The sequence below is a fragment of the Methylobacterium sp. PvR107 genome, assembly GCF_017833295.1.
In the GTDB taxonomy this organism is placed as follows: domain Bacteria; phylum Pseudomonadota; class Alphaproteobacteria; order Rhizobiales; family Beijerinckiaceae; genus Methylobacterium.
The window spans coordinates 236,727-254,570 of record NZ_JAFIBW010000001.1 but is presented as its reverse complement, the minus strand read 5'-3'; the positions used below and the strand labels follow the sequence as shown (position 1 = coordinate 254,570).

The 17,844-nt window shown below is 64.0% G+C and carries 13 protein-coding genes and 1 pseudogene; 7 read left to right on the top strand and 7 right to left on the bottom strand.

Going from position 1 to position 17,844, the window contains the following annotated elements; all coding sequences use genetic code 11:
* Positions 1-147: 147 nt before the first annotated feature.
* Positions 148-1,163: pseudogene (locus JOE48_RS01130) on the top strand (IS3 family transposase); the annotation flags it as partial.
* A 23-nt stretch (positions 1,164-1,186) separates the two neighbouring features.
* Here the strand turns inward: JOE48_RS01130 and JOE48_RS01125 are convergent.
* The 3 genes from JOE48_RS01125 to JOE48_RS01115 form a co-directional block, all read right to left on the bottom strand.
* A complete protein-coding gene (locus JOE48_RS01125) occupies positions 1,187-3,253 on the bottom strand; it encodes a recombinase family protein (protein WP_210026075.1) in 2,067 nt (688 codons plus the stop codon).
* Positions 3,243-3,455: a hypothetical protein gene (locus tag JOE48_RS01120; protein ID WP_139231676.1), complete on the bottom strand. Its 213-nt coding sequence runs from the start codon at positions 3,453-3,455 to the stop codon at positions 3,243-3,245. Before JOE48_RS01120 ends, JOE48_RS01125 begins: the two co-directional genes overlap by 11 nt.
* 1,489 nt (positions 3,456-4,944) lie before the next feature.
* Complete coding sequence (locus tag JOE48_RS01115) at positions 4,945-5,190, bottom strand: hypothetical protein (protein WP_245252675.1); 246 nt, start codon at positions 5,188-5,190, stop codon at positions 4,945-4,947.
* Positions 5,191-5,459: 269 nt separating this feature from the next.
* Between JOE48_RS01115 and JOE48_RS01110 the strand changes: the two genes are divergently transcribed.
* A complete protein-coding gene (locus JOE48_RS01110) occupies positions 5,460-5,885 on the top strand; it encodes a hypothetical protein (protein ID WP_157862059.1) in 426 nt (141 codons plus the stop codon).
* Positions 5,886-7,061: 1,176 nt separating this feature from the next.
* On the opposite strand, the gene aqpZ is transcribed toward JOE48_RS01110, so the two are convergent.
* On the bottom strand, positions 7,062-7,796 hold the full coding sequence (aqpZ, locus tag JOE48_RS01105; RefSeq protein ID WP_056532040.1) for an aquaporin Z: 735 nt from the start codon (positions 7,794-7,796) through the stop codon (positions 7,062-7,064).
* Positions 7,797-8,931: 1,135 nt separating this feature from the next.
* Here aqpZ and JOE48_RS31140 point away from each other — a divergent pair.
* The 4 genes from JOE48_RS31140 (at position 8,932) to istB (ending at position 13,292) form a co-directional block, all read left to right on the top strand.
* Positions 8,932-9,318, top strand: a complete 387-nt coding sequence (locus JOE48_RS31140) for a GCG_CRPN prefix-to-repeats domain-containing protein (RefSeq protein WP_409518547.1) — start codon at positions 8,932-8,934, stop codon at positions 9,316-9,318.
* A 143-nt stretch (positions 9,319-9,461) separates the two neighbouring features.
* Positions 9,462-9,749, top strand: a complete 288-nt coding sequence (locus JOE48_RS01100) for a hypothetical protein (RefSeq protein ID WP_056532036.1) — start codon at positions 9,462-9,464, stop codon at positions 9,747-9,749.
* Positions 9,750-10,953: 1,204 nt separating this feature from the next.
* On the top strand, positions 10,954-12,453 hold the full coding sequence (gene istA, locus JOE48_RS01095) for an IS21 family transposase (protein ID WP_210025731.1): 1,500 nt from the start codon (positions 10,954-10,956) through the stop codon (positions 12,451-12,453).
* Entirely contained in the window at positions 12,450-13,292 is an 843-nt protein-coding gene (gene istB, locus JOE48_RS01090; protein ID WP_210025729.1) for an IS21-like element helper ATPase IstB, read from the top strand. The genes istA and istB overlap by 4 nt, the downstream gene beginning before the upstream one ends.
* A gap of 408 nt (positions 13,293-13,700) precedes the next feature.
* On the opposite strand, the gene JOE48_RS01085 is transcribed toward istB, so the two are convergent.
* The 3 genes from JOE48_RS01085 to JOE48_RS01075 all read right to left on the bottom strand — a co-directional run bounded on the left by JOE48_RS01085 (position 13,701) and on the right by JOE48_RS01075 (position 15,743).
* Positions 13,701-14,780, bottom strand: a complete 1,080-nt coding sequence (locus tag JOE48_RS01085) for a patatin-like phospholipase family protein (RefSeq protein WP_210026073.1) — start codon at positions 14,778-14,780, stop codon at positions 13,701-13,703.
* A gap of 539 nt (positions 14,781-15,319) precedes the next feature.
* Positions 15,320-15,523 carry a hypothetical protein gene (locus JOE48_RS01080; RefSeq protein ID WP_210026071.1) on the bottom strand — a complete coding sequence of 68 codons (204 nt, stop codon included), beginning with the start codon at positions 15,521-15,523 and terminating at the stop codon, positions 15,320-15,322.
* A 67-nt stretch (positions 15,524-15,590) separates the two neighbouring features.
* Complete coding sequence (locus tag JOE48_RS01075; protein ID WP_210026069.1) at positions 15,591-15,743, bottom strand: hypothetical protein; 153 nt, start codon at positions 15,741-15,743, stop codon at positions 15,591-15,593.
* Between the two features lie 1,185 nt (positions 15,744-16,928).
* On the opposite strand from JOE48_RS01075, the gene JOE48_RS01070 reads away from it, so the two are divergent.
* The gene (locus tag JOE48_RS01070; protein ID WP_210026068.1) at positions 16,929-17,669 is read left to right on the top strand and encodes a carbonic anhydrase; all 741 of its coding nucleotides are present in this window, start codon (positions 16,929-16,931) and stop codon (positions 17,667-17,669) included.
* Positions 17,670-17,844: the final 175 nt, after the last annotated feature.

Genomic DNA, 17,844 nt, shown 5'->3' with positions numbered 1-17,844 from the left:
TATCCGCGGGAACTCTGCGGCACCGTGTTGCGATAGTAGCTTGTGCGATTGTGCGTCTAGTCACCCGAGGATCAGCTGCAGGTGCTGACCTTGCCCCCTGGATTGCCCTCGATCTGAAGCTAGGGTCCGTCGATCAGGAGACGGACGATGAAGAAGAGCCGGTTCAGTGAAGAGCAGATTATCGGCATCCTGAAGGAGCAGCAGGCTGGCCTGCCGGTCGCCGATATCTGTCGCCGCCACGGCATCAGCGACGCGACGTTCTACACATGGCGTTCGCGCTACGGTGGCATGGAGGTCTCGGATGCGCGGCGTCTGAAGGCGCTCGATGAGGAGAACCGCAAGCTCAAGAAGCTCCTGGCCGAGGCGATGCTCGACGTGGCCACGCTGCGCGAGGCACTGGGAAAAAACTTCTAACGCCTGGAGCACGGAGAACAGCCGTGAGCTGGGCCATCGAGGAGAAGGGCTATTCGCAGCGTCGCGCCTGTGGGCTGATCGGCCTGGAGCCGAAGACATACCGCTACGCCCCGACCCGTGATGATGATGCGGCCGTGCGGGTACGCCTGCGCAGCCTGGCCGGCGAGCGTCGTCGCTTTGGCTATCGGCGCCTGCTTATCCTGCTGCGGCGGGAGGGCCTTAAGCTGAATCACAAGAAGCTGTTCCGGCTCTACCGGGAGGAGCGGCTGTCGGTGCGCAGGCGGGGTGGGCGCAAACGAGCCCTAGGGACGCGGGCACCGGCCGCCGTGCCGCAGGAGCCGAACCAGCGCTGGAGCCTCGACTTCGTCTCCGACACGCTCGACGACGGACGGCGCTTCCGCATCCTCGTCGTGGTCGACGACTGCACGCGGGAGTGCCTGGCGCTCGTGGTCGACACGTCGCTGTCCGGCCAGCGGGTCGCGCGCGAACTCGACCGGATCATCGCGGATCGGGGCAAGCCGGTTATGATCGTCTCGGACAACGGCACCGAGCTGACCTCGCACGCCATTCTTCGCTGGCAGGAGGAGCGTGCGGTCGCGTGGCACTACATCGCTCCCGGCAAGCCGCAGCAGAACGGCTTCGTTGAAAGCTTGAACGGGCGCTTGCGCGACGAGTGCTTGAACGAGCATCTCTTCCGGAGCCTGTCGGCGGCTCGGACCATCATCGAGGCGTGGCGGGTGGACTACAACTGCTCATCAGAACGCACATCTCGCTATGTCGTTGATGCGAAGAGGGATTGCTGTGCTGGATGCGGTACCGCGGGGTGTTTGCCGCGGTTGAGTGCCTCCTGTGCGAGGACGCGGGCAGCCGGGCCGTCGAGAGCCGCGCGGCTGAAGACCCAAGGTCCGTCCGCGAGCGGATGCGCTGCATCGATCTCGCCCCGTTCCGCGGCCAGACGAAGGGTTCGCGCGGCAACGCCGACGCGGGCGGCAGCTTGGGTCAGGTTCAGCCAAGGCTCCTCTCCCGCCGCGGCCTCGCGGAACACCGGGATGCGGTACTGCGAGCGCAATGCGGTGACGCGCTCGCGCGTGAAGCGGTTGCCGTGCCCCGTCCTCACGCCGTTGCGGTTGAGTACGCCCGCGATCACGTCGTCGCGCGCGATGAGCGCCAGTGTGCGCACCGCTTCGATCACGTCGGCGGGCGTGCTGGTGCGCTGACCGCGTCGCCGACGCGGCAGGCGATGCTCGGTGTGGGCGCCACCGGCCCAATGCAGGGTGAGCACGATCTCGGCCCGCACCTCGTCGAGGTCGGCGATCGCCTCGTGGATGAGGGTGCGCACGATCCGCTTCTTGAGCCGCGCATCCGTCGTGGGCGCTGACCAGACGCCCTGCAGGTCCGCGGCGAGCGTCTCCAACGCGATTGGAGGAAGGGCGGGTCGGGGGGCGACCGCGTCGTGCTCGGCAACGCGCGTCTCGCAGGCGCCGACCCGGGACAGAGCGCGGTTCCAGCGCGCTTCGAGTTCGCCGGTCACCAGGCGGTTCTCGGGGTCGGCGGCGTCGTACTGGCGGAACGCGCGGTCGGCCGCGTAGCGCGCCGCCTCCAGATCGCGCATCATCGCCTCACGTGCCTCGTCGCGGCGCATGCTCGCCTGCGACTCGGCTGCCCGCGTCGCCTCGATGGCGCCGGGCTGCACCACCGACAGGAGCGCCGCCTCGACGACGTCATCGACACGAAGGCCGCCGAAGGCGATGCAGTTCGGCTCGCCGTAGTCGATCCGCCCGCGGACGCAGGCGTAGCGCGGGATCTGCCCCTTGGCCCCGGTGTACTGGACGCTCAGCTTGCGTCCGCAGCGCCGGCAGCGCAGCAGACCGGAGAGCAGGGCCGAGCCGAGCTTGGGCGCACCACGGGAACTCGTCGGGACGTTCTCGCTCACCATCGCCCGGATCGCCTCCGCCCGCTCCCACGTGACGTAACCCTCATGCGCGCCGGGCTTCAACGCCAGCCACTCCGAGCGCGGCGTGCGCCGGGCCCGCGCCTTGGCGCCGGCCGCGTCGTAGCTGGCCGTGACGCGGCTGCGGCCGTAGGCGTAGGCGCCGCCATAGGCAGGATTGGCGATGAACTCGCGCAGCGTCGAGTAACGGGGGCGGCGCCAGACCACCGGGCCGGCGTTGACGCGGGTCGGCAGATCGAGCCCGTGCTCCAGGAACCAGAGCAGGGCCTGGCGCACGCTGCCCAACTCGGCCACCTTGTCGATGGCCAACCGGATCGCGGCCTGCACACGCCGATCGGGATCCATCTCGAGCCGGTCGCCGGCCTTGAGGAAGCCGACAGGTGCCGCGACCACGAGCTCGCCGCGGCGCGCCTTCTCGTAGCGCGCGGACAGCGAGCGCTGGCGCAGGAGGTCGAGCTCGTACTCGTTGAGGCTGCCCTTGAGCCCGAGGAGCAGGCGGTCGTTGCCCAGGCGCGGCGCGTAGATCGCCTCCTGGTCGACGAGCAGGGTATCGACGACGCGGCACATCTCCACGAGCTGCTGCCAGTCCCGGCTGTTGCGGGCGAAGCGGGAGACCTCGCGGGCGGCGACCGCGCCGACCTTGCCCAGGCAGACCTCGGCGACCATACGTTCGAAGCCGGCGCGCAGCGTGCCGCCGGCGGCCGAGCAGCCGAGATCCTCGTCGATGATCTCGACCTCGGCAAAGCCGAGCCCGACGAGGCGCTCGCGCATGGCGTATTGCAGGGCCTGGCTCTCGCGGTTGTGCTGGACCTGATGGGCCGAGGACTGGCGGACGTAGAGCACGGCTTTGCGGGCTCGGTGCTGCGGGCCGATCTTCTCAGCGCTCATCGGCGCCTCCGGCTCGGACGTCCTGCTGCGAGGATCTGTTGGTATGGGCGACGAGCAGGCGGGCCAGCAGGCGGGTGAGGGTCTGCTGCGTCGCCGTCGGCAGGCTGCTCCAGGCTGGCGGTGTCAGAGTCGACGGCCCTTGCGTCAGGCCGAGGTCGAGCTGCGGGTCCGACCGGCGCGGTCGGCGCGGAGGCTGTGGCATGGCAATCTCCCGAGGACTCGGGCGATGCTAGCGTTGCTCGGCGCGGGACAGGGCCTCTGCCCGCCGCGGCGAGCAGGACGCGCAAGCTCATCAGCGCGGACAAGGCCACGACCGGCTGCGCCGCCGCCCGCATTGCCCCGCACGCGACGGGATCGAGCATCCAGACCGGGATCTCCTGTAGGCGTGCGGCTGGCGCGTCCACGAGTGTGCAGCGCGCGGCCGTACCTGCTGCGCGCCCGATCACCTCGTGAAGGCGAACCGCACGCCCGGCCCATGGATGCCACCCGTAGACGACGACACCGTCGTCGCCAGCGTCGGTACTATGGGTCTTGTGCTGAGGGGTTGTACAACACCTGCCGCCCTCACACGAGCCTCGGCGGACTCACCCCGAACGCGTTTGCAACCCGGTCCAAACAGGACCAGAACCAGAACGGACTCTGGTTATGAACGGGGGCAAACAGGGGGCAAGGTCAGTGCAGATCGCCAAATTTAAGATTCCAGCTCTGTAGCCAGGCGGGTCCGGCATTAGCGACACCTCCGAGGACGCCTTCACTCCCGCGCAGTTGACCGAGCTGATCCGGAAGCAGGCGGAGAATTCTGCGGAGAACATGAAGGAACCCGGGGCATTGGCCGATCAGTCACTGGCGGCCCTGGTAATGAACGCGCTCCTGCTGCACGAACGGGAGCGTATGAATCTTCTGGACCACGATACCGTGCTGCCCGAGGCCACTCGGCGGCCGAAGTCGATCCGCCCCCAGAGGTGGGCGCCAGCGTGGCTCAGGCGATCAAGATCGTCTTCGACGGGGGAACCACCGGCCGCCTGTAGCCCTACCGGCATCAACGGAAGTGAGGTGGAGGCACAGCACTGATGCGTCGGCTCGGGTGCTGCTGGGTACGGGAGCGATTGACGTTTGGCGTGGAAGAGCTAATCATTTGACGGAACGCAATCTCGCTGAATGTGGCTCGCCACGACAGCGGTCCTGGCGTGAAGGGGGCGGCGCAGAGATCGGTCGGAGCATCTGCGGCTCTGGCATCCTACCGCCTTATCTCCGCCGCTCGTTCAGGCCTCAGAGGGCCAGCCAGAGCAGCGCCGACGTCACCAACGCGGCAATCATACCCACAGCCAGAGGCTGAAGACTGCCGATGGTCCGGTAACGACCGCCGTCCGTGACGATGCTCGCTAGCGGCTTAGCGCGTGCCTCCCGCTTTGCTGCCTCCCGCACGCGGCTCGCCCTTGCGATTTAGATGGATCGAAGCACCAGGACCATCGTTCGCTCCCATCTTGTCTGACGAGCGCATCCTGCCAAGTCGAAGCGATCGCCGGTCCGTGGCCGGCGTGCTGGTGTACACTCCAACAGACGATGCGAGGCCCGCGCAGCACCATTCCTTCAATTTCGGTCATACCAAACGCTGAACCGGACAGCCTGCTTGATCCGACGAGCTGCACAGGGCCCACGATGTGAGGCTTCTTGACCGCAGACGAATTGAGTCAGGTGCTCGCTTGTGCGACCTCGACCAAGACACCCTCAAGGTACGCCTTGATCCGGCCTATACCGGCCGCGCTTGGTCCTTTGATGCTGAAGCCGATCAGCTCGCCGCGTGCATGAACCCTGCGGACAAGAGTTTCCGCCTTCGTCGCCATCTCGCGTTCAGTCGGCGCGCGCAGGATGCTGCCCGTCTCGCAGGTCGTAATCCGGACTTCGAAGATAGGCGAATCACCCATGATCATTGCCATTCTTCGCCCGAACTGGGGCGAAAGCGTGGTCGAATACCCGCCGATACTCATCGCACATGCAATGCGAGCTTTCGAGGTGATGCGCGTCGTCGGAAACAGAGCCTCTGGTCGCCCTGAAGACTGGAACCTCTGCGATTACCCTCTAGAGGCTCCGCGCCAGGCGGATGAAAGTTGAGTTTGCCCAAATATTTTTATTTGAAAGTTCTCGGCGCGTCCCAAAGGATCAAGCACCGGGGGCCTAATGATTTTACTGCACCAGAACGTCTATCGTGGCGTTCGCCTACCGCTTATCCGGGGAGAAAACCATGTCTACCATGCGAACTCGCGCAACAGGCCTGCTCACCGGAGCTGGAGTTGCGGCGGCGGGTCTCCTGACTGGCTCGCTGGCTCTTGCTGAACCGCTGGTGCTGCGTGTCAATCCGCATCTCGCCGATCACGGCGTTCTCATGCAGGGTGACGAGAGCGGGACGATCCAAACGCTGTTTGATGCGGGACCTCACTACACCGAAGCGAGCGGTGTGCGGGTCGGGCGCGGCAGCGTGATCCCCGGCTGGCTGGGGTTGGGTTCATTTCAAAATGTTTCGCTCGCGGGGCTGAACCCGACTGGATATTACGGTTACTACATATCTCCTGATGACCAGGCGGTCGTCATCGATCTTGACTCGCGCAGAGTTGTCCGTGTGATCTCACGCTGAAAGCCTGGGTTTGACGAGACTTGGCAGCGGGCACCGAAAGGATGGCGTTGTAGGAAGAGCTGGGCCGGTCCATCGCATCCGGCGAATGATCGGGCGGGACAGCAGACTCGCTCATGTGGTCGCTGTTTCGGGGACCGGGAGAGGGCGATGCGCCACACTCTGATCGTCCCACAACTCAGGGTCTTTGCCCTGCTCCGCTACGCTCTCGTTCTTGCGCTTCTGGGCACGCCCGAAGCGGCCTTCGCACGCGCTATAATCACCACTTCAAGATCGGTAAAACTGCTCCCTAGTTCAGTGTCGCCCCCTAGTTGCATGCACCTGAGGAGGAAGGCGTTTCGTCCCGTGGAGGGCTGGTCCGTGAGGACCGTCGCCATCGTGTGCAAGACTGTAACAACTGCTCTTCGGCGATCGGGCAACCGCAGCTTCACGAGCATGGGGCCAAACAAGAATATAGACGCAAAATAGGCCCGGCTCGGGCGAAGGCCCGGCCAGCCAATGCACTGGCACAATGGCTCGAGCCGGGGGATTAGATCTAATTCGAAATAACAGGGCATTATAGTCGTCATTTTATATACGTTTATATAAATGATCTCGAATCGTCCCAAAATTCACGCCTCGCATTATTTAGAACGGAAGCGGATCCCATCGAAAGTGTGTGTGGAACGTTTTCGCCCCACTTGCTGCCGAGGTAATTTTCTGCGCCCTGTGCTTCCTCATCTTCTTACGGTTTGGTTTTACAAGCGGTGGGATAGATAAGAGAATGCTAGGTACCTATCTTATGCTGGCTATTGGGATGTTTCCAGCCGCAGCACTCGGCCAACAGTCACCTGTTCGTGAGGCTCTCAAACAGAGCCGCACCGGCGACTACTTGGCACACTGTAGTCAGTTTTCCCCTGGCGGACCCGAGGTCGAAGTGTGCTTCCGGGTCAGCATCAATCAATAATCGCTCGGCTAATCGGCCTCCATTTCGAATTATAAGCGCGATCGGAAGTCGATGAGAAAGGTCAGCGTGGGCCATTGAGGGTTTAATCTCCGGGCATTCCCGGAAGAGGTCCGCCTCTCATCATGTCTTCTTTAGAGCGTGCGGCGTTGAGGCCCTCGGCCCGCTATGCAGCCAAGCTGTGGAGAGCGTGAGGGCCGGACGAACTGCAGTTTTGGAGCCGTCAATAGGAAGGCTCACTCTGCCGGGGCGGCCGGTGCTATGCCGGTAATCTGAGCCGCGGGTTGCTCGCTTAGCCAGCGGTAGAGCATTCCGCCCAGCGCGCCGCCGACCAGCGGGGCAACCCAGAACAGCCAGAGCTGTGCTATCGCCCAACCGCCGGCGAACAGGGCCGGCCCCGTGCTGCGCGCCGGGTTGACCGACAGGTTCGTCACCGGAATGCCGACGAGGTGGACGAGGGTCAGGCAGAGACCGATGGCCAGAGGCGCGAAGCCGACCGGCGCCTTGCCGTGCGTCGCCCCCATGATGACGAAGAGGAACATCATCGTGAGCACCACCTCGGCCAAGAGGCACGAAAGCAGTCCGTAGTGGCCCGGCGAGTGCTCGCCGTAGCCATTGGCGGCAAAGCCCTTCGCAAGGTCGAACTCCGGCGAGCCGCTCGCGATGGCATAGAGCAGCGCCGCGGCAGCCGCGCCGCCGATGACCTGTGAAACCACGTACGGAGCGATGTCGCGAGTCGGGAAGCGCCCGCCCGCCGCAAGCCCGATGGTGACTGCTGGGTTGAGGTGACACCCCGAGATGTGGCCGATGGCGTAGGCCATGGTGACCACGGTCAGGCCGAAGGCGGCGGAGACCCCAAGCAGGCCGATGCCGACCTGCGGGAACCCGGCGGCGATGACGGCACTGCCGCAGCCGGCAAAAGTGAGCCAGAAAGTGCCGATCGCCTCGGCGCTGCACTTGCGGATGTCCATGCTTGCCTCCTCAGCCCAGAGAACGAACTGGACCGGCTTAATCGGTGGGCTACGAACATTCTGGGCAGATCCGTGGTGCGGAGACACGCAGGATCGACGGTTTCAGCAAGCTCCCGACTTCTGCAAACCTTCAGCCGTCGTGAGGCCGGAACTCATCATTGCGACGGCTGCAGCGATGATACTTGGCGGCGTCAGCGCGTTACTCCGTCGGTTCCGTCGCGCCTCACCACGAGACGCGACGGCGTCCAAGCGCGAACTGCTCCTGAGAGCACGTTCGCCGATCCCAGACGGCGACATGGTCGGTCAGTTCAGCTGCTCGTATTAGCGGCGCCGGTCGTTCCTGCGGTCGTGCCGATCCGTCCGGCGATCTCCCCGACGATCCATTCCCACGGTCCCGGTCTTGATCACCAAGTCAGAGGCAGCTCCGGCCGTCTCAATCGCGGAATGTGAGTTGCTGAGCGGGGCAGCTTGCGGCCCGCTTCCCAGACCGAGCACAAGCGCCGCAGCGACAGAGAGCCCTGCAAGTCTCAGATACGGCATCATCATCTCCCTTACCTCGTCGCTGGCCTGAAAGCCCCGCCATCCCATCTTCGCACTTCCTGCGTGCGTTGCTTGATCCGGCGAGACACGGCCATCGACATAAGCTATGGGGCAGAGCCGAAGCGGCAGAGCTCACTAAGTGCATTTGCGTGGCACATTCGCGGAACGCCGGCGTCTGTGCTTGCGCGAGGTCGGTCCAAAAGCCCAGAGCCGGCAAGGAACTCACTACAAGAGCTCATAGTGGTATTGCGCGAGTGGGTTGAGAGAAAAGCTGTATCCGACGCCCAGGCGTTGGCTCCGACAACGGCCGCAGCGCTGCGCTGGCTCCTTCTCGCCTCGCTGAGGCAAGCACCAGCACCGAGCTATCGCCGCCTACCCATACTGATGTCCTGGACCGCGCCAGTTCAGCGATTGTCGTCCGGTTCAAGCTCGTCGTGAACTGCCGAGCTCAAGCGGATATTTCGACAACAAGCGTTTACCGCTGACCCGATCGATCAAGCAGCGTGGGCATATAGGATCCACACTGGACCACGATGTCGTTTGTTGCGGCGTTGACACCTGTTAGCGCGCTTTGGATCACAGTGGAGTGCACGAGATGCGACGCATAAGGCTGTTGGTGTTTGTCGCACTGTTCCTTGGGAGTTGGCTTAGCCTGGGCTCACCGGAGAAGGGGCGGTTCGGCGTCAGCGTGGCCGAGGCGGCCGGGGGCTGCGGCATCGGCTTTCACCGCGGACCGTATGGCGGCTGCCGTCGGAACGGCTATGGAGGCTACTATGGTGGGCGTAGTGTCTACGGCTACCGAGGCGCCTATGGGCACCGCGCAGGAGCCTATGGATATCGCCGCGGCGGAGTCTATGGCTACCGCGGCGGCGGAGTCTACGGCGGGCGACGCGTCGGCGTCTACAGAGGCGGCAGCTTCCATGGCGGCCGAGGCTTTCACGGTGGCCGAGGCTTTCACGGTGGCCGAGGCTTTCGCCGGTAGGTGGCAAAGGGGTCAGCACGCCCGGTCCGAGCGTCGGATCGACAACCGGATGGGTTGAGGCGACCCGTCACATCAAGCGACCGATCTGGCGGCAGCGCACAATCGCTCAGGCGCTCGCTATGCTGGCGATTCGGGATAGAACGATGTCCGCCCCTCTGATCATGCCTCTTGCGATGGCAGCTATGTTCACGGCCGGCGCCATCCTGGTTGTGCATCTACAGCAACATGCCGAGCACGTCAGAGCCGTGCTCTGGGTTACCTACCTGCTCTTGGCCACGTTCGTCGTTCTAGCTATGCTCGATCGCTTGGCCAACGACCACCGCAACTTGGGGGTCGCGATGGCTCAAGTGCAGATTCGGAAATCGCCTACACCGGCATCAGGTTTACAGCTGATCGAGTCTAACTGGCGGCCTCTGAAGGCTAATCAGTGAACCTGATTGACGACGTGCCACTAATAAAAGCTCATCAATTGTCGGATCTGATTGCATTATCTCGTCACGTTCGTCGCGCTCTTCCTATCCGAGGCCTGACCGAACCCGTTTACAGACACAGGGTTTCGGACGGACAATAGTGGCGCCGCGGTCCCAAATTCTCAATATCTCAGTCGAAAAACTGCTCGGTTTCGACTTAGATAACGCCGAAGCCGCTACGCGGAAATCGGGCGTGTACCACTTCCGGCGGGAATTCAGCTTCGCCTTGAGCTGGAATGATTTGGACGCCGCGTAAGAACGGGTTCGGCGCTCATCGCGTCGCGCCCATTCCGGAGTGTGCATTCACAATCTGCCACGCTGCGCACAGGATCGCGGCGATCCAGCGGAGCGCGAGAAGCCCGGCCGCAGCAATCACGGCGAGAACGATACGTTCCTGTCAGGAACGTCTGACCTGGTCCCGAACGGGCGTCGTGAGACCCTGAACAACCATCGCACCCAATTCCGCCTAATCGACAGTTCTTTGCAGGCGCGGTTCCCGAAATAGTCCGATTCCGCATGCCCGCGGGCATCAATCCACAACGGTCACTCGCTGACGCGCCGCCTGTCCGAGCTGAAGGCGTCACTTCCGCTTCTCCGGGATAATGCCACCGGCGAATGGATACGCGTCCTTGCTGCTGGAACCGACTCAGAGCTCTTCAGGCGCCCTGACGAGGCACGCTCAGTGCGCAAGGTACCGGGCCCGTGACAAAGCCGTTGTTTGATAGCGACTGCAGCAGAAATTGGCCCGTTCGCAGCGTGTTGAGACTCACTGCAGCGCTTCCAGCGAGTGCTTCCCGTATAGTAATCTGACAAGCGATGTTGCTAGGCTAATTGAGGAGCTGAAATCAGACGCTCCGACGTTGATTAAGCATAGAATGGACGGGATGACCGCTGCAGTCTTTGGCGGCGAGCCTGAAGAGGTCATTGGAGCAAGCGCCCGCATCGATGTGAATGAGGTGTTCGTCCAAGTTGCTGGCCGGCAGATGTACGTGTGCGAGTTGTCTATGCCGAGGCGAGATGCCGGACGTGCTGGTCCCGGCAGAACCAGATGGACAAGCTGTGTAGGGCGGTGACAAAACCATCCACTGGAGCGTCGGCGTCGTGCTGATGCGGGCGGCGTAAAAGCCGGCCAGTGGAGAAGCTTCTCTTTCGAGAGGAGCTGGGGATGTTTGCCGTGGAAGTCTACGCGGCCGTTCGGCAGTTCGTGTTTATCGAGGGCAACTCTCGGCGTGAGGCGGCTCGAGTGTTCGGGCTGAGCCGAGAGACGATCGCCAAGATGTGCCGGTTCTCCCTGCCGCCGGGCTATACGCGCTCGAAGCCGGTCGAGAAGCCGAAGCTTGGGCCTCTTCTGCCGGTGATCACGGCCATCCTGGAAACGGACCGAAGCGCGCCGATCAAGCAGCGGCACACGGCCAAGCGGATCTTCGAGCGTTTACGCGACGAGCACGGCTATGCCGGCGGCTACACGGTGGTGAAGGACCACGTGCGGATCTGCCGATCGCAGGGGCGGGAGACCTTCGTGCCGCTGGCCCACCCGCCTGGCCATGCCCAGGTTGACTTCGGCGAGGCGGTGGCCACGATCGGCGGCGTGCGTCGCAAGATCCATTTCTTCTGCATGGACCTGCCGCACTCCGACGCCTGCTTCGTGAAGGCATATCCGCGGGAGACCACCGAGGCGTTCCTCGACGGGCACGTCGCCGCCTTCGCCTTCTTCACGGGCGTGCCGCTGTCGATCCTGTACGACAACACGAAGATCGCGGTCGCCAAGATCTGCGGTGACGGGCAGCGCGAGCGCACGCGCGCCTTCACCGAGTTGGTGAGCCACTACCTGTTCCGCGACCGCTTCGGCCGTCCGGGCAGGGGCAACGACAAGGGCAAAGTCGAAGGGCTGGTCAAGTTCGCCCGGTCCAACTTCATGACCCCGGCTCCGGAGGCAGCTTCGTTCGAGGCGCTGAACGCTGATCTGGAGCGACGCTGCCGAGTCCGGCAGGATGAGTGTGCCGGTCGGTCTGCCGAGCTCATCGGTACGCGGCTCGTGGCCGACCGTGCGGTCCTGCGCGCCCTGCCGGCGGTCCCGCTGGAGCCGTGCGAGAAGCGGGCTGGTCGTGTCTCCTCGACCGCGCTGGTGCGCTATCACGGCAACGACTACTCGGTGCCCACCGCCTACGGCTTCCGGGACGTGCTGGTGAAGGGCTTCGTCGACGAGGTCGTGATCCTGTGCGGCGGGATCGAGATCGCCCGGCACGAACGCAGCTACGGCACCGGCGTGTTCGTCTCCGAGCCGCTGCACTACCTCGCGCTGATCGAGACCAAGCCGAACGCCCTCGACCAAGCGGCGGCCCTCCAGGACTGGGATCTGCCCGAGGCGTTCCAGCACCTGCGCCATCTCCTGGAGGCGCGCATGGGCAACCGGGGCAAGCGCGAGTTCATCCAGGTGCTGCGCCTGATGGAGGCGATGCCCAAGGACGTGGTGGCCGCAGCCGTCGCGGAGGCGATCCGGCTCGGGGCGATCGGCTTCGATGCGGTCAAGCTGATTGCGCTGGCCCGACTCGAGCACCGACCGCCCCGGCTCGACCTGGCAGCCTATCCGCACCTGCCCAGAACCACGGTGCGGACCACCGTGGCTGCCGACTATGCCGTGCTGGTGCCGGAGGTGGCCGCATGAGCCTGGCGCGCGACGAGACCACGCCGGGCGTCCTGCTGGCTCACCACCTCAAGCAGCTCAAGCTGCCCACGGTGCTGCGCGAGTACGACAAGGTTGCCCGCGAGTGCGCTCAGAGCGGCCTGGACCACTCGCGCTACCTGTTGCGGCTGGTTGAACTGGAGCTGATCGACCGTGAGCGGCGCATGGTCGAGCGCCGCATCCGGGCGGCGCGCTTCCCGGCGGTGAAGAGCCTCGACACGTTCGACTTTGCCGCGATCCCGAGCCTGAACAAGATGCTCGTGCTGGAACTGGCCCGCTGTGGCTACATCCTCGGCCGGGAGAACGTCATCGCACTTGGCAACTCGGGCACTGGCAAGACCCACATCGCCTTGGCTCTCGGCTTGGCGGCTTGCCAGAAGGGCTTCTCGGTCACGTTCACCACCGCGGCCTCGCTGGTCAACCAACTCCTGGAGGCGCGCGACGAGCGTCGTCTGCTCCGGCTTCAGCGCGAACTAGCCGCGGTCAAGCTCCTGATCGTCGACGAACTCGGCTACGTGCCGCTGTCGTCGACGGGGGCGGAGTTGCTGTTTGAGGTCTTCTCGCAGCGCTACGAGCGTGGCTCGACCGTGGTGACCTCGAACCTCCCGTTTGAGGACTGGACGTCAGTTCTGGGCTCGGAACGGCTCACGGGCGCGCTGCTCGACCGGCTGACCCACCACGTCAGCATCCTGAGCCTGAACGGCAACAGCTACCGCCTCAAAACTTCCCGCAGCCGGCGCGGCCGGGCCGAAGGGGCGGAGCAAAACCAGGCCACCGCCGATCCTCACGACCCCGAGACGGGCGAGATCCCGCCGGCCTGACCCTTACGATCGGCGACGAACGAAGAAGGGGCCCGATCGGGCCCCTTCTTCGTTCGAGCTGCACGTTGCCAGTGGCCTGATTTTGCTCCGACACGGCGGCCTGGAATTGGTCCGCCCTTTACATCAGTGGCGCCGCATGCCGCTGGAGAGCTACGAGGCGGGTCCGCAGGACATCGACAGGGAGACCCTCGCGCATGTGCGCTTTGGGAAGGTGCTCGACGGCAAGGTCATCCCGTGCTGCGTGTCGATCGACGGGCCGCGCAATTTCTTCCATGAAGCCATACCCGCTGCGCACGAACGGCATGGTCGAACGCTTCAACGACTGAATCTGTCACCAGGAGTTAGGGCATCGCGATCACAGCTTGACCAAGAGGCCATGTTGCGCGGGTCGCCGCGACCTTGATCGACTCAGATCGGAGGTTGCGTGACCCAAGCGTCGCCACGCAGCGCGCGCTGCCGGCCATATTCATAGAGGGGGCGCATGTAGGATGGGTCAAATGGCTTGTTCCGCTCCATCGTGAAGTCCGGTCCGATGAAGGCCAAGTTGTAGTCTACCCCGTCGCGCTCGGCTGCGGCATGGATCCGCAACACGTCGTTGTAGCCGCTCGCCGCGATCATGGCAGTGATCGCGCGACCTACAATGCCGAGGGTCCGACGCTCCGTCGAGGCCCATTCGGGATCCAGCCGACCATTGCGGATCACCCAAGCCCGAGTCCGCGCCGTTGGCTGCCCGCGCGCCAGCCGCTCCCGACGAAATCGCGAGACGCTGGCGGGATATAGGAAGAGTTGGGCGAACGCCCCGCCGTCAACATGCAGCTCCTGAAAGGGCTTCCCGTTCAGCGTCACATCGAAAAAAACCGGCGCGAAGGCACCTGGGATGGCAGCGGAGGCCAGTAGAATCCGCCGCACCGTCTCCAAGGCGCGAGCATGGCCGCTCTGCGCGATAGCGCCGATGTTCCAAATGACTGGTGTCTGCGCATCGAGATTAGAGGTGCCCACCAGCAGCAGCCTGCCATTGGCGTAGGCTCGGGCGATCTCGGCCAGCATCGCCTCATCGAGGTAGCGGGAAATGGTGCGGAACAGAGGGCTGTTGTCCGCCATGGCATCGTCCAAGATCGCAGCGGTGTAGCTGCGCTCCAGCAGAACATCCGCCAAGGTGATGTCGGTGAATACGCTCTTCAGTTGCGCGTCATAGGCGCCGCCGAGAAATGCGAAGGGGGCACTCAACGCGCCGGTGCTGATGCCGGTGACCAGGAAGAAGTTCGGGCGGTCGCCATGCTCGGTCCAACCGTTGAGAAGCCCGGCGCCGAAGGCTCCGTTTTCACCACCTCCTGAGATGCCGAGCAGGTCCAAGTCGGGCAACGGCGTGGCCGGCCGGATGCCGCTCGACACGATCTGGCGTTGGACAGCCTCGATGAACTCCCGCTGAAGCGCGGACTGCCCGGTGATCTCAGTCGGGAAGAACCGCTCGTTCGGCACACCGAGCACCGTTGCGGCACTCGCGCATCCGCGTGGCACGGCTGCGAGCCGAGTTGGCAGGGCACAGCCGAGGAGGCTGGTTGATGCGCCGAAGGCCGTCACGCCGAGTAGCGACCGGCGAGATAGCAGTGTTGCATGTAGCGCCAAGCCGGAAGCGGACATTGCGCACCTCACGATATCGCAATGTATCATCTTCGCTCAACGTGTTCTCGTAAAGCACCGGCATTCTGGTGCTCGCCGTGGCGCCTACAATTATCCCGCAGGTTTATTGAGGCCGCCGCAGGCTATGCAAGCGCAAAAGCACACATGGAAATTTTGCGCAGAGGCGATGCCAAGGCATGACCGCTTCTCGGAAGCGCCGAAGATTGCTCGCTCGGCGGGTTTGGGTTGGTAGGAGTGCGTCTGCTTTCCCGGCGGGCATTCTCCGAAACAGCCATTCCGCTTACGGCCAGAGTACGCCAAGCCGGATCGCAGTTGCGCGCCGAATCGGACGTTCGGCTTCGCGCCCATCCCAGTCATTCAGATCGCTGTCGGTTCGCAGGGCATCGTCAGCGCGCCGCTTGAAGCATCCAGTTCCGAGCAACCGCCAACGCGTCGACGTCTTCGGCACCCGGCATCGCGGTGATGACAGCCTCAACGATCTGGCGGACCGCGCGATCATCAAAGCCCAGCCCCTGCGCATAGCCGTGCAGGCGGCGCGTCAGGCTGGAGACGGTAGCGTCACGGGGAGAGGCGAGTTCTTCAACTGCCATGGTCGCGGCCTATTGCAGCCGCCCAGGTGAGTCCATGAGGCCGAGCCGTATGGCAAGCGCCATGAGGTCATCGTCCGTCAGTCAGCATCTCACCATCGACCAGCCAGAGCATGCCATCCACGAGCCAGAGCATGACGTCTTCGGCCCATGGTCCAACGTTGCGACCGCTCGCTTTCAGCGCCTCAACGGCTTCAAGGACCCGGTCGGCGCCTTCGCTCATGCCTGGACCGGGCAGTCCATGATCGCAGCGGTCTTCACCATCGTGCGGCGTGGGCCCATCAACGTCCCTATGCCTTGGCTCGGGCCCACGCCTCCGACAAGGCTTGGACTGCCTCGTCCTTAGTTTGCGCTTCTCCATTGAGAGGCTGCGCGTCAGCTTCACTGGCCTGAGATCCCGTGCATTCCCAGAACCACGTATCGGCGTTCGGGCCGCCGAGGTTCTTCATGACCCGGCCGACATCTAAGCCATCCTCGGTAGCGACGAGATCATAGTGCGTTTCTGGGGATGTTCTCGACCAAATAAGAGGCATGCCGAAGGATCGCCGCACGCTGTCCGATACCGCCTACGGTGCAATCTTGGCGCCACAGCAGCTTGAACTGCATGGTGACGCGCCTCACCAACGCTGGCCGCGACCATCGGTCAAACGAAATTGTGAGTGACCGAGCGCAGTCCTGGCGACGATCCTGCTTTGCTGTCGAGATGCGATCTCTGAGCGATCTTGAACAAGCCATTCACAAGGTGCTGACGGACTACCCAGTTAGCACAAGTGTGATCAAGTCTCGGGCCGGCGTCCCCGCGAAAGAGCGCATTGGCCCCACGCTTGCTGCCTGCCTCGAACTACAGCGTCGAGGGCTTGCCGAAAGTGTCGGACCCAAATCGTTCCAGCGTCGGCGACTGGTAAGCAGCGCAGAGGCGCTGCAAAGCATCCGAGTATAATCGTTCATCACGGACGAAGCCAGGCGGCCATATAATCTCGGCTCGTCCGGTAGTCCCAGATTGCCGCCAAGTCGGCGACATCTGTGCAAGGCAGCTCGGTGAAGGGTGCGCACATTCAGCCTACCCTCAAGGATACGCGTCCGATGCGTATCCCTGCGGATCAAAGGGGGTGGCGAAACACCATCCCCTTTCGGCCTGCAGCAGCAAAGGGGGCCGCAAATCGCTACTCCCCTGCGCGCTGGCCGAGTCGATGGGGCAAAGGGCGGTCATGGCATCGCCAATTACGTCGGCCGGGCGGCCACATTATTGCAGCTCGCCCGACCTTGGACATCCCGCCCGCCTTTTTCTAGCAACGTCGACTGAAGGCCGCAGTCGTCCTAGGGATGGATGAAGAAAGATGCGCTGGCCGTCCGTGATGCCAATTGCTTGGCCCGTGGATGCCAGGGGTACTCAAGGAGGATCGGCTTCATGCACATCAATTGCGACTGCTGCGCTTCGGATGGCTCGCTGCGGCTTGGGCGCCGACATCTCCTAATCGCGGCGGCGAGCGTCCTCGCCGCCGCCGCCGTGCCGAACGACGCCGCGCAGGCCGCTTCGCCCGTGGCGAAGACCGCGCTGGCCCCGGCAGAAGCCCTGAAGCTCATGAAGGAGGGCAACGAGAATTTTCGGAACGAGGCCCCGTCCCTAGCGGCAAACGGGCGCGAGCGCCGTCTGGAACTTGCCCGAGGCCAAGCCCCCTTCTGCGTGCTGGTCGGCTGCTCCGACAGCCGGGTCTCGCCCGAGATCCTGTTCGGCCGCGGTCTCGGTGAGTTGTTCATCGTCCGGAACGCCGGCAACACGGTCGACACGGCGGCGCTGGGCAGCATTGAGTACGCCGTCGGCGTCCTAGGGGTGCCCCTTGTCATCGTGCTTGGACACCAGTCCTGTGGCGCCGTCGCGGCCGCGGTCGATGTGGTGCAGAAAAACGCGACTTTCCCGGGTGTCATCGGCGAGATGGTGCAGCCGATTGTGCCGGCCGTGCTGGAAGCTCGGAGCCAAGGCGGCGACCTTCTCGAAGCCTCCGTGCGGAGCAACGCGCGCCGCGTCGCCAAGCGGCTGACGACCCAGAGCATCGTGATCAAGGACGCGCTCGACGCGGGGAAGGTCAAGGTAGTCGGCGCGCGCTACGGCCTCTCCGATGGCCATGTTGAATGGATGGAAGACATCTGAGGCGCGACATAGCTCGGCTCACACCGAGCGAAGTTCGTTTCATAAGGCTGGGAGCAGCTAACCGACTGCGTGCTCTCAATATCCGCTACGATGTTCCACATGGAGGCCGCGCGCCCTTGGCAGCCGCCCGATCCCCCACGCAGCTCCTACGTACCCTGTCGCGGACATCAACGTC

Bases quoted from the DNA above. Each gene is read 5' to 3' on its own strand.
- JOE48_RS01120 (WP_139231676.1), bottom strand. From the start codon at position 3,455: ATGCCACAGCCTCCGCGCCGACCGCGCCGGTCGGACCCGCAGCTCGAC.
- JOE48_RS01075 (WP_210026069.1), bottom strand. From the start codon at position 15,743: ATGAGCGAAGGCGCCGACCGGGTCCTTGAAGCCGTTGAGGCGCTGAAA.
- JOE48_RS01125 (WP_210026075.1), bottom strand. From the start codon at position 3,253: ATGAGCGCTGAGAAGATCGGCCCGCAGCACCGAGCCCGCAAAGCCGTG.
- JOE48_RS01115 (WP_245252675.1), bottom strand. From the start codon at position 5,190: ATGGCAATGATCATGGGTGATTCGCCTATCTTCGAAGTCCGGATTACG.
- istB (WP_210025729.1), top strand. From the start codon at position 12,450: ATGAGCCTGGCGCGCGACGAGACCACGCCGGGCGTCCTGCTGGCTCAC.
- aqpZ (WP_056532040.1), bottom strand. From the start codon at position 7,796: ATGGACATCCGCAAGTGCAGCGCCGAGGCGATCGGCACTTTCTGGCTC.
- JOE48_RS01080 (WP_210026071.1), bottom strand. From the start codon at position 15,523: ATGGCAGTTGAAGAACTCGCCTCTCCCCGTGACGCTACCGTCTCCAGC.
- JOE48_RS31140 (WP_409518547.1), top strand. From the start codon at position 8,932: ATGCGACGCATAAGGCTGTTGGTGTTTGTCGCACTGTTCCTTGGGAGT.
- JOE48_RS01070 (WP_210026068.1), top strand. From the start codon at position 16,929: ATGCACATCAATTGCGACTGCTGCGCTTCGGATGGCTCGCTGCGGCTT.
- JOE48_RS01100 (WP_056532036.1), top strand. From the start codon at position 9,462: ATGTCCGCCCCTCTGATCATGCCTCTTGCGATGGCAGCTATGTTCACG.
- istA (WP_210025731.1), top strand. From the start codon at position 10,954: ATGTTTGCCGTGGAAGTCTACGCGGCCGTTCGGCAGTTCGTGTTTATC.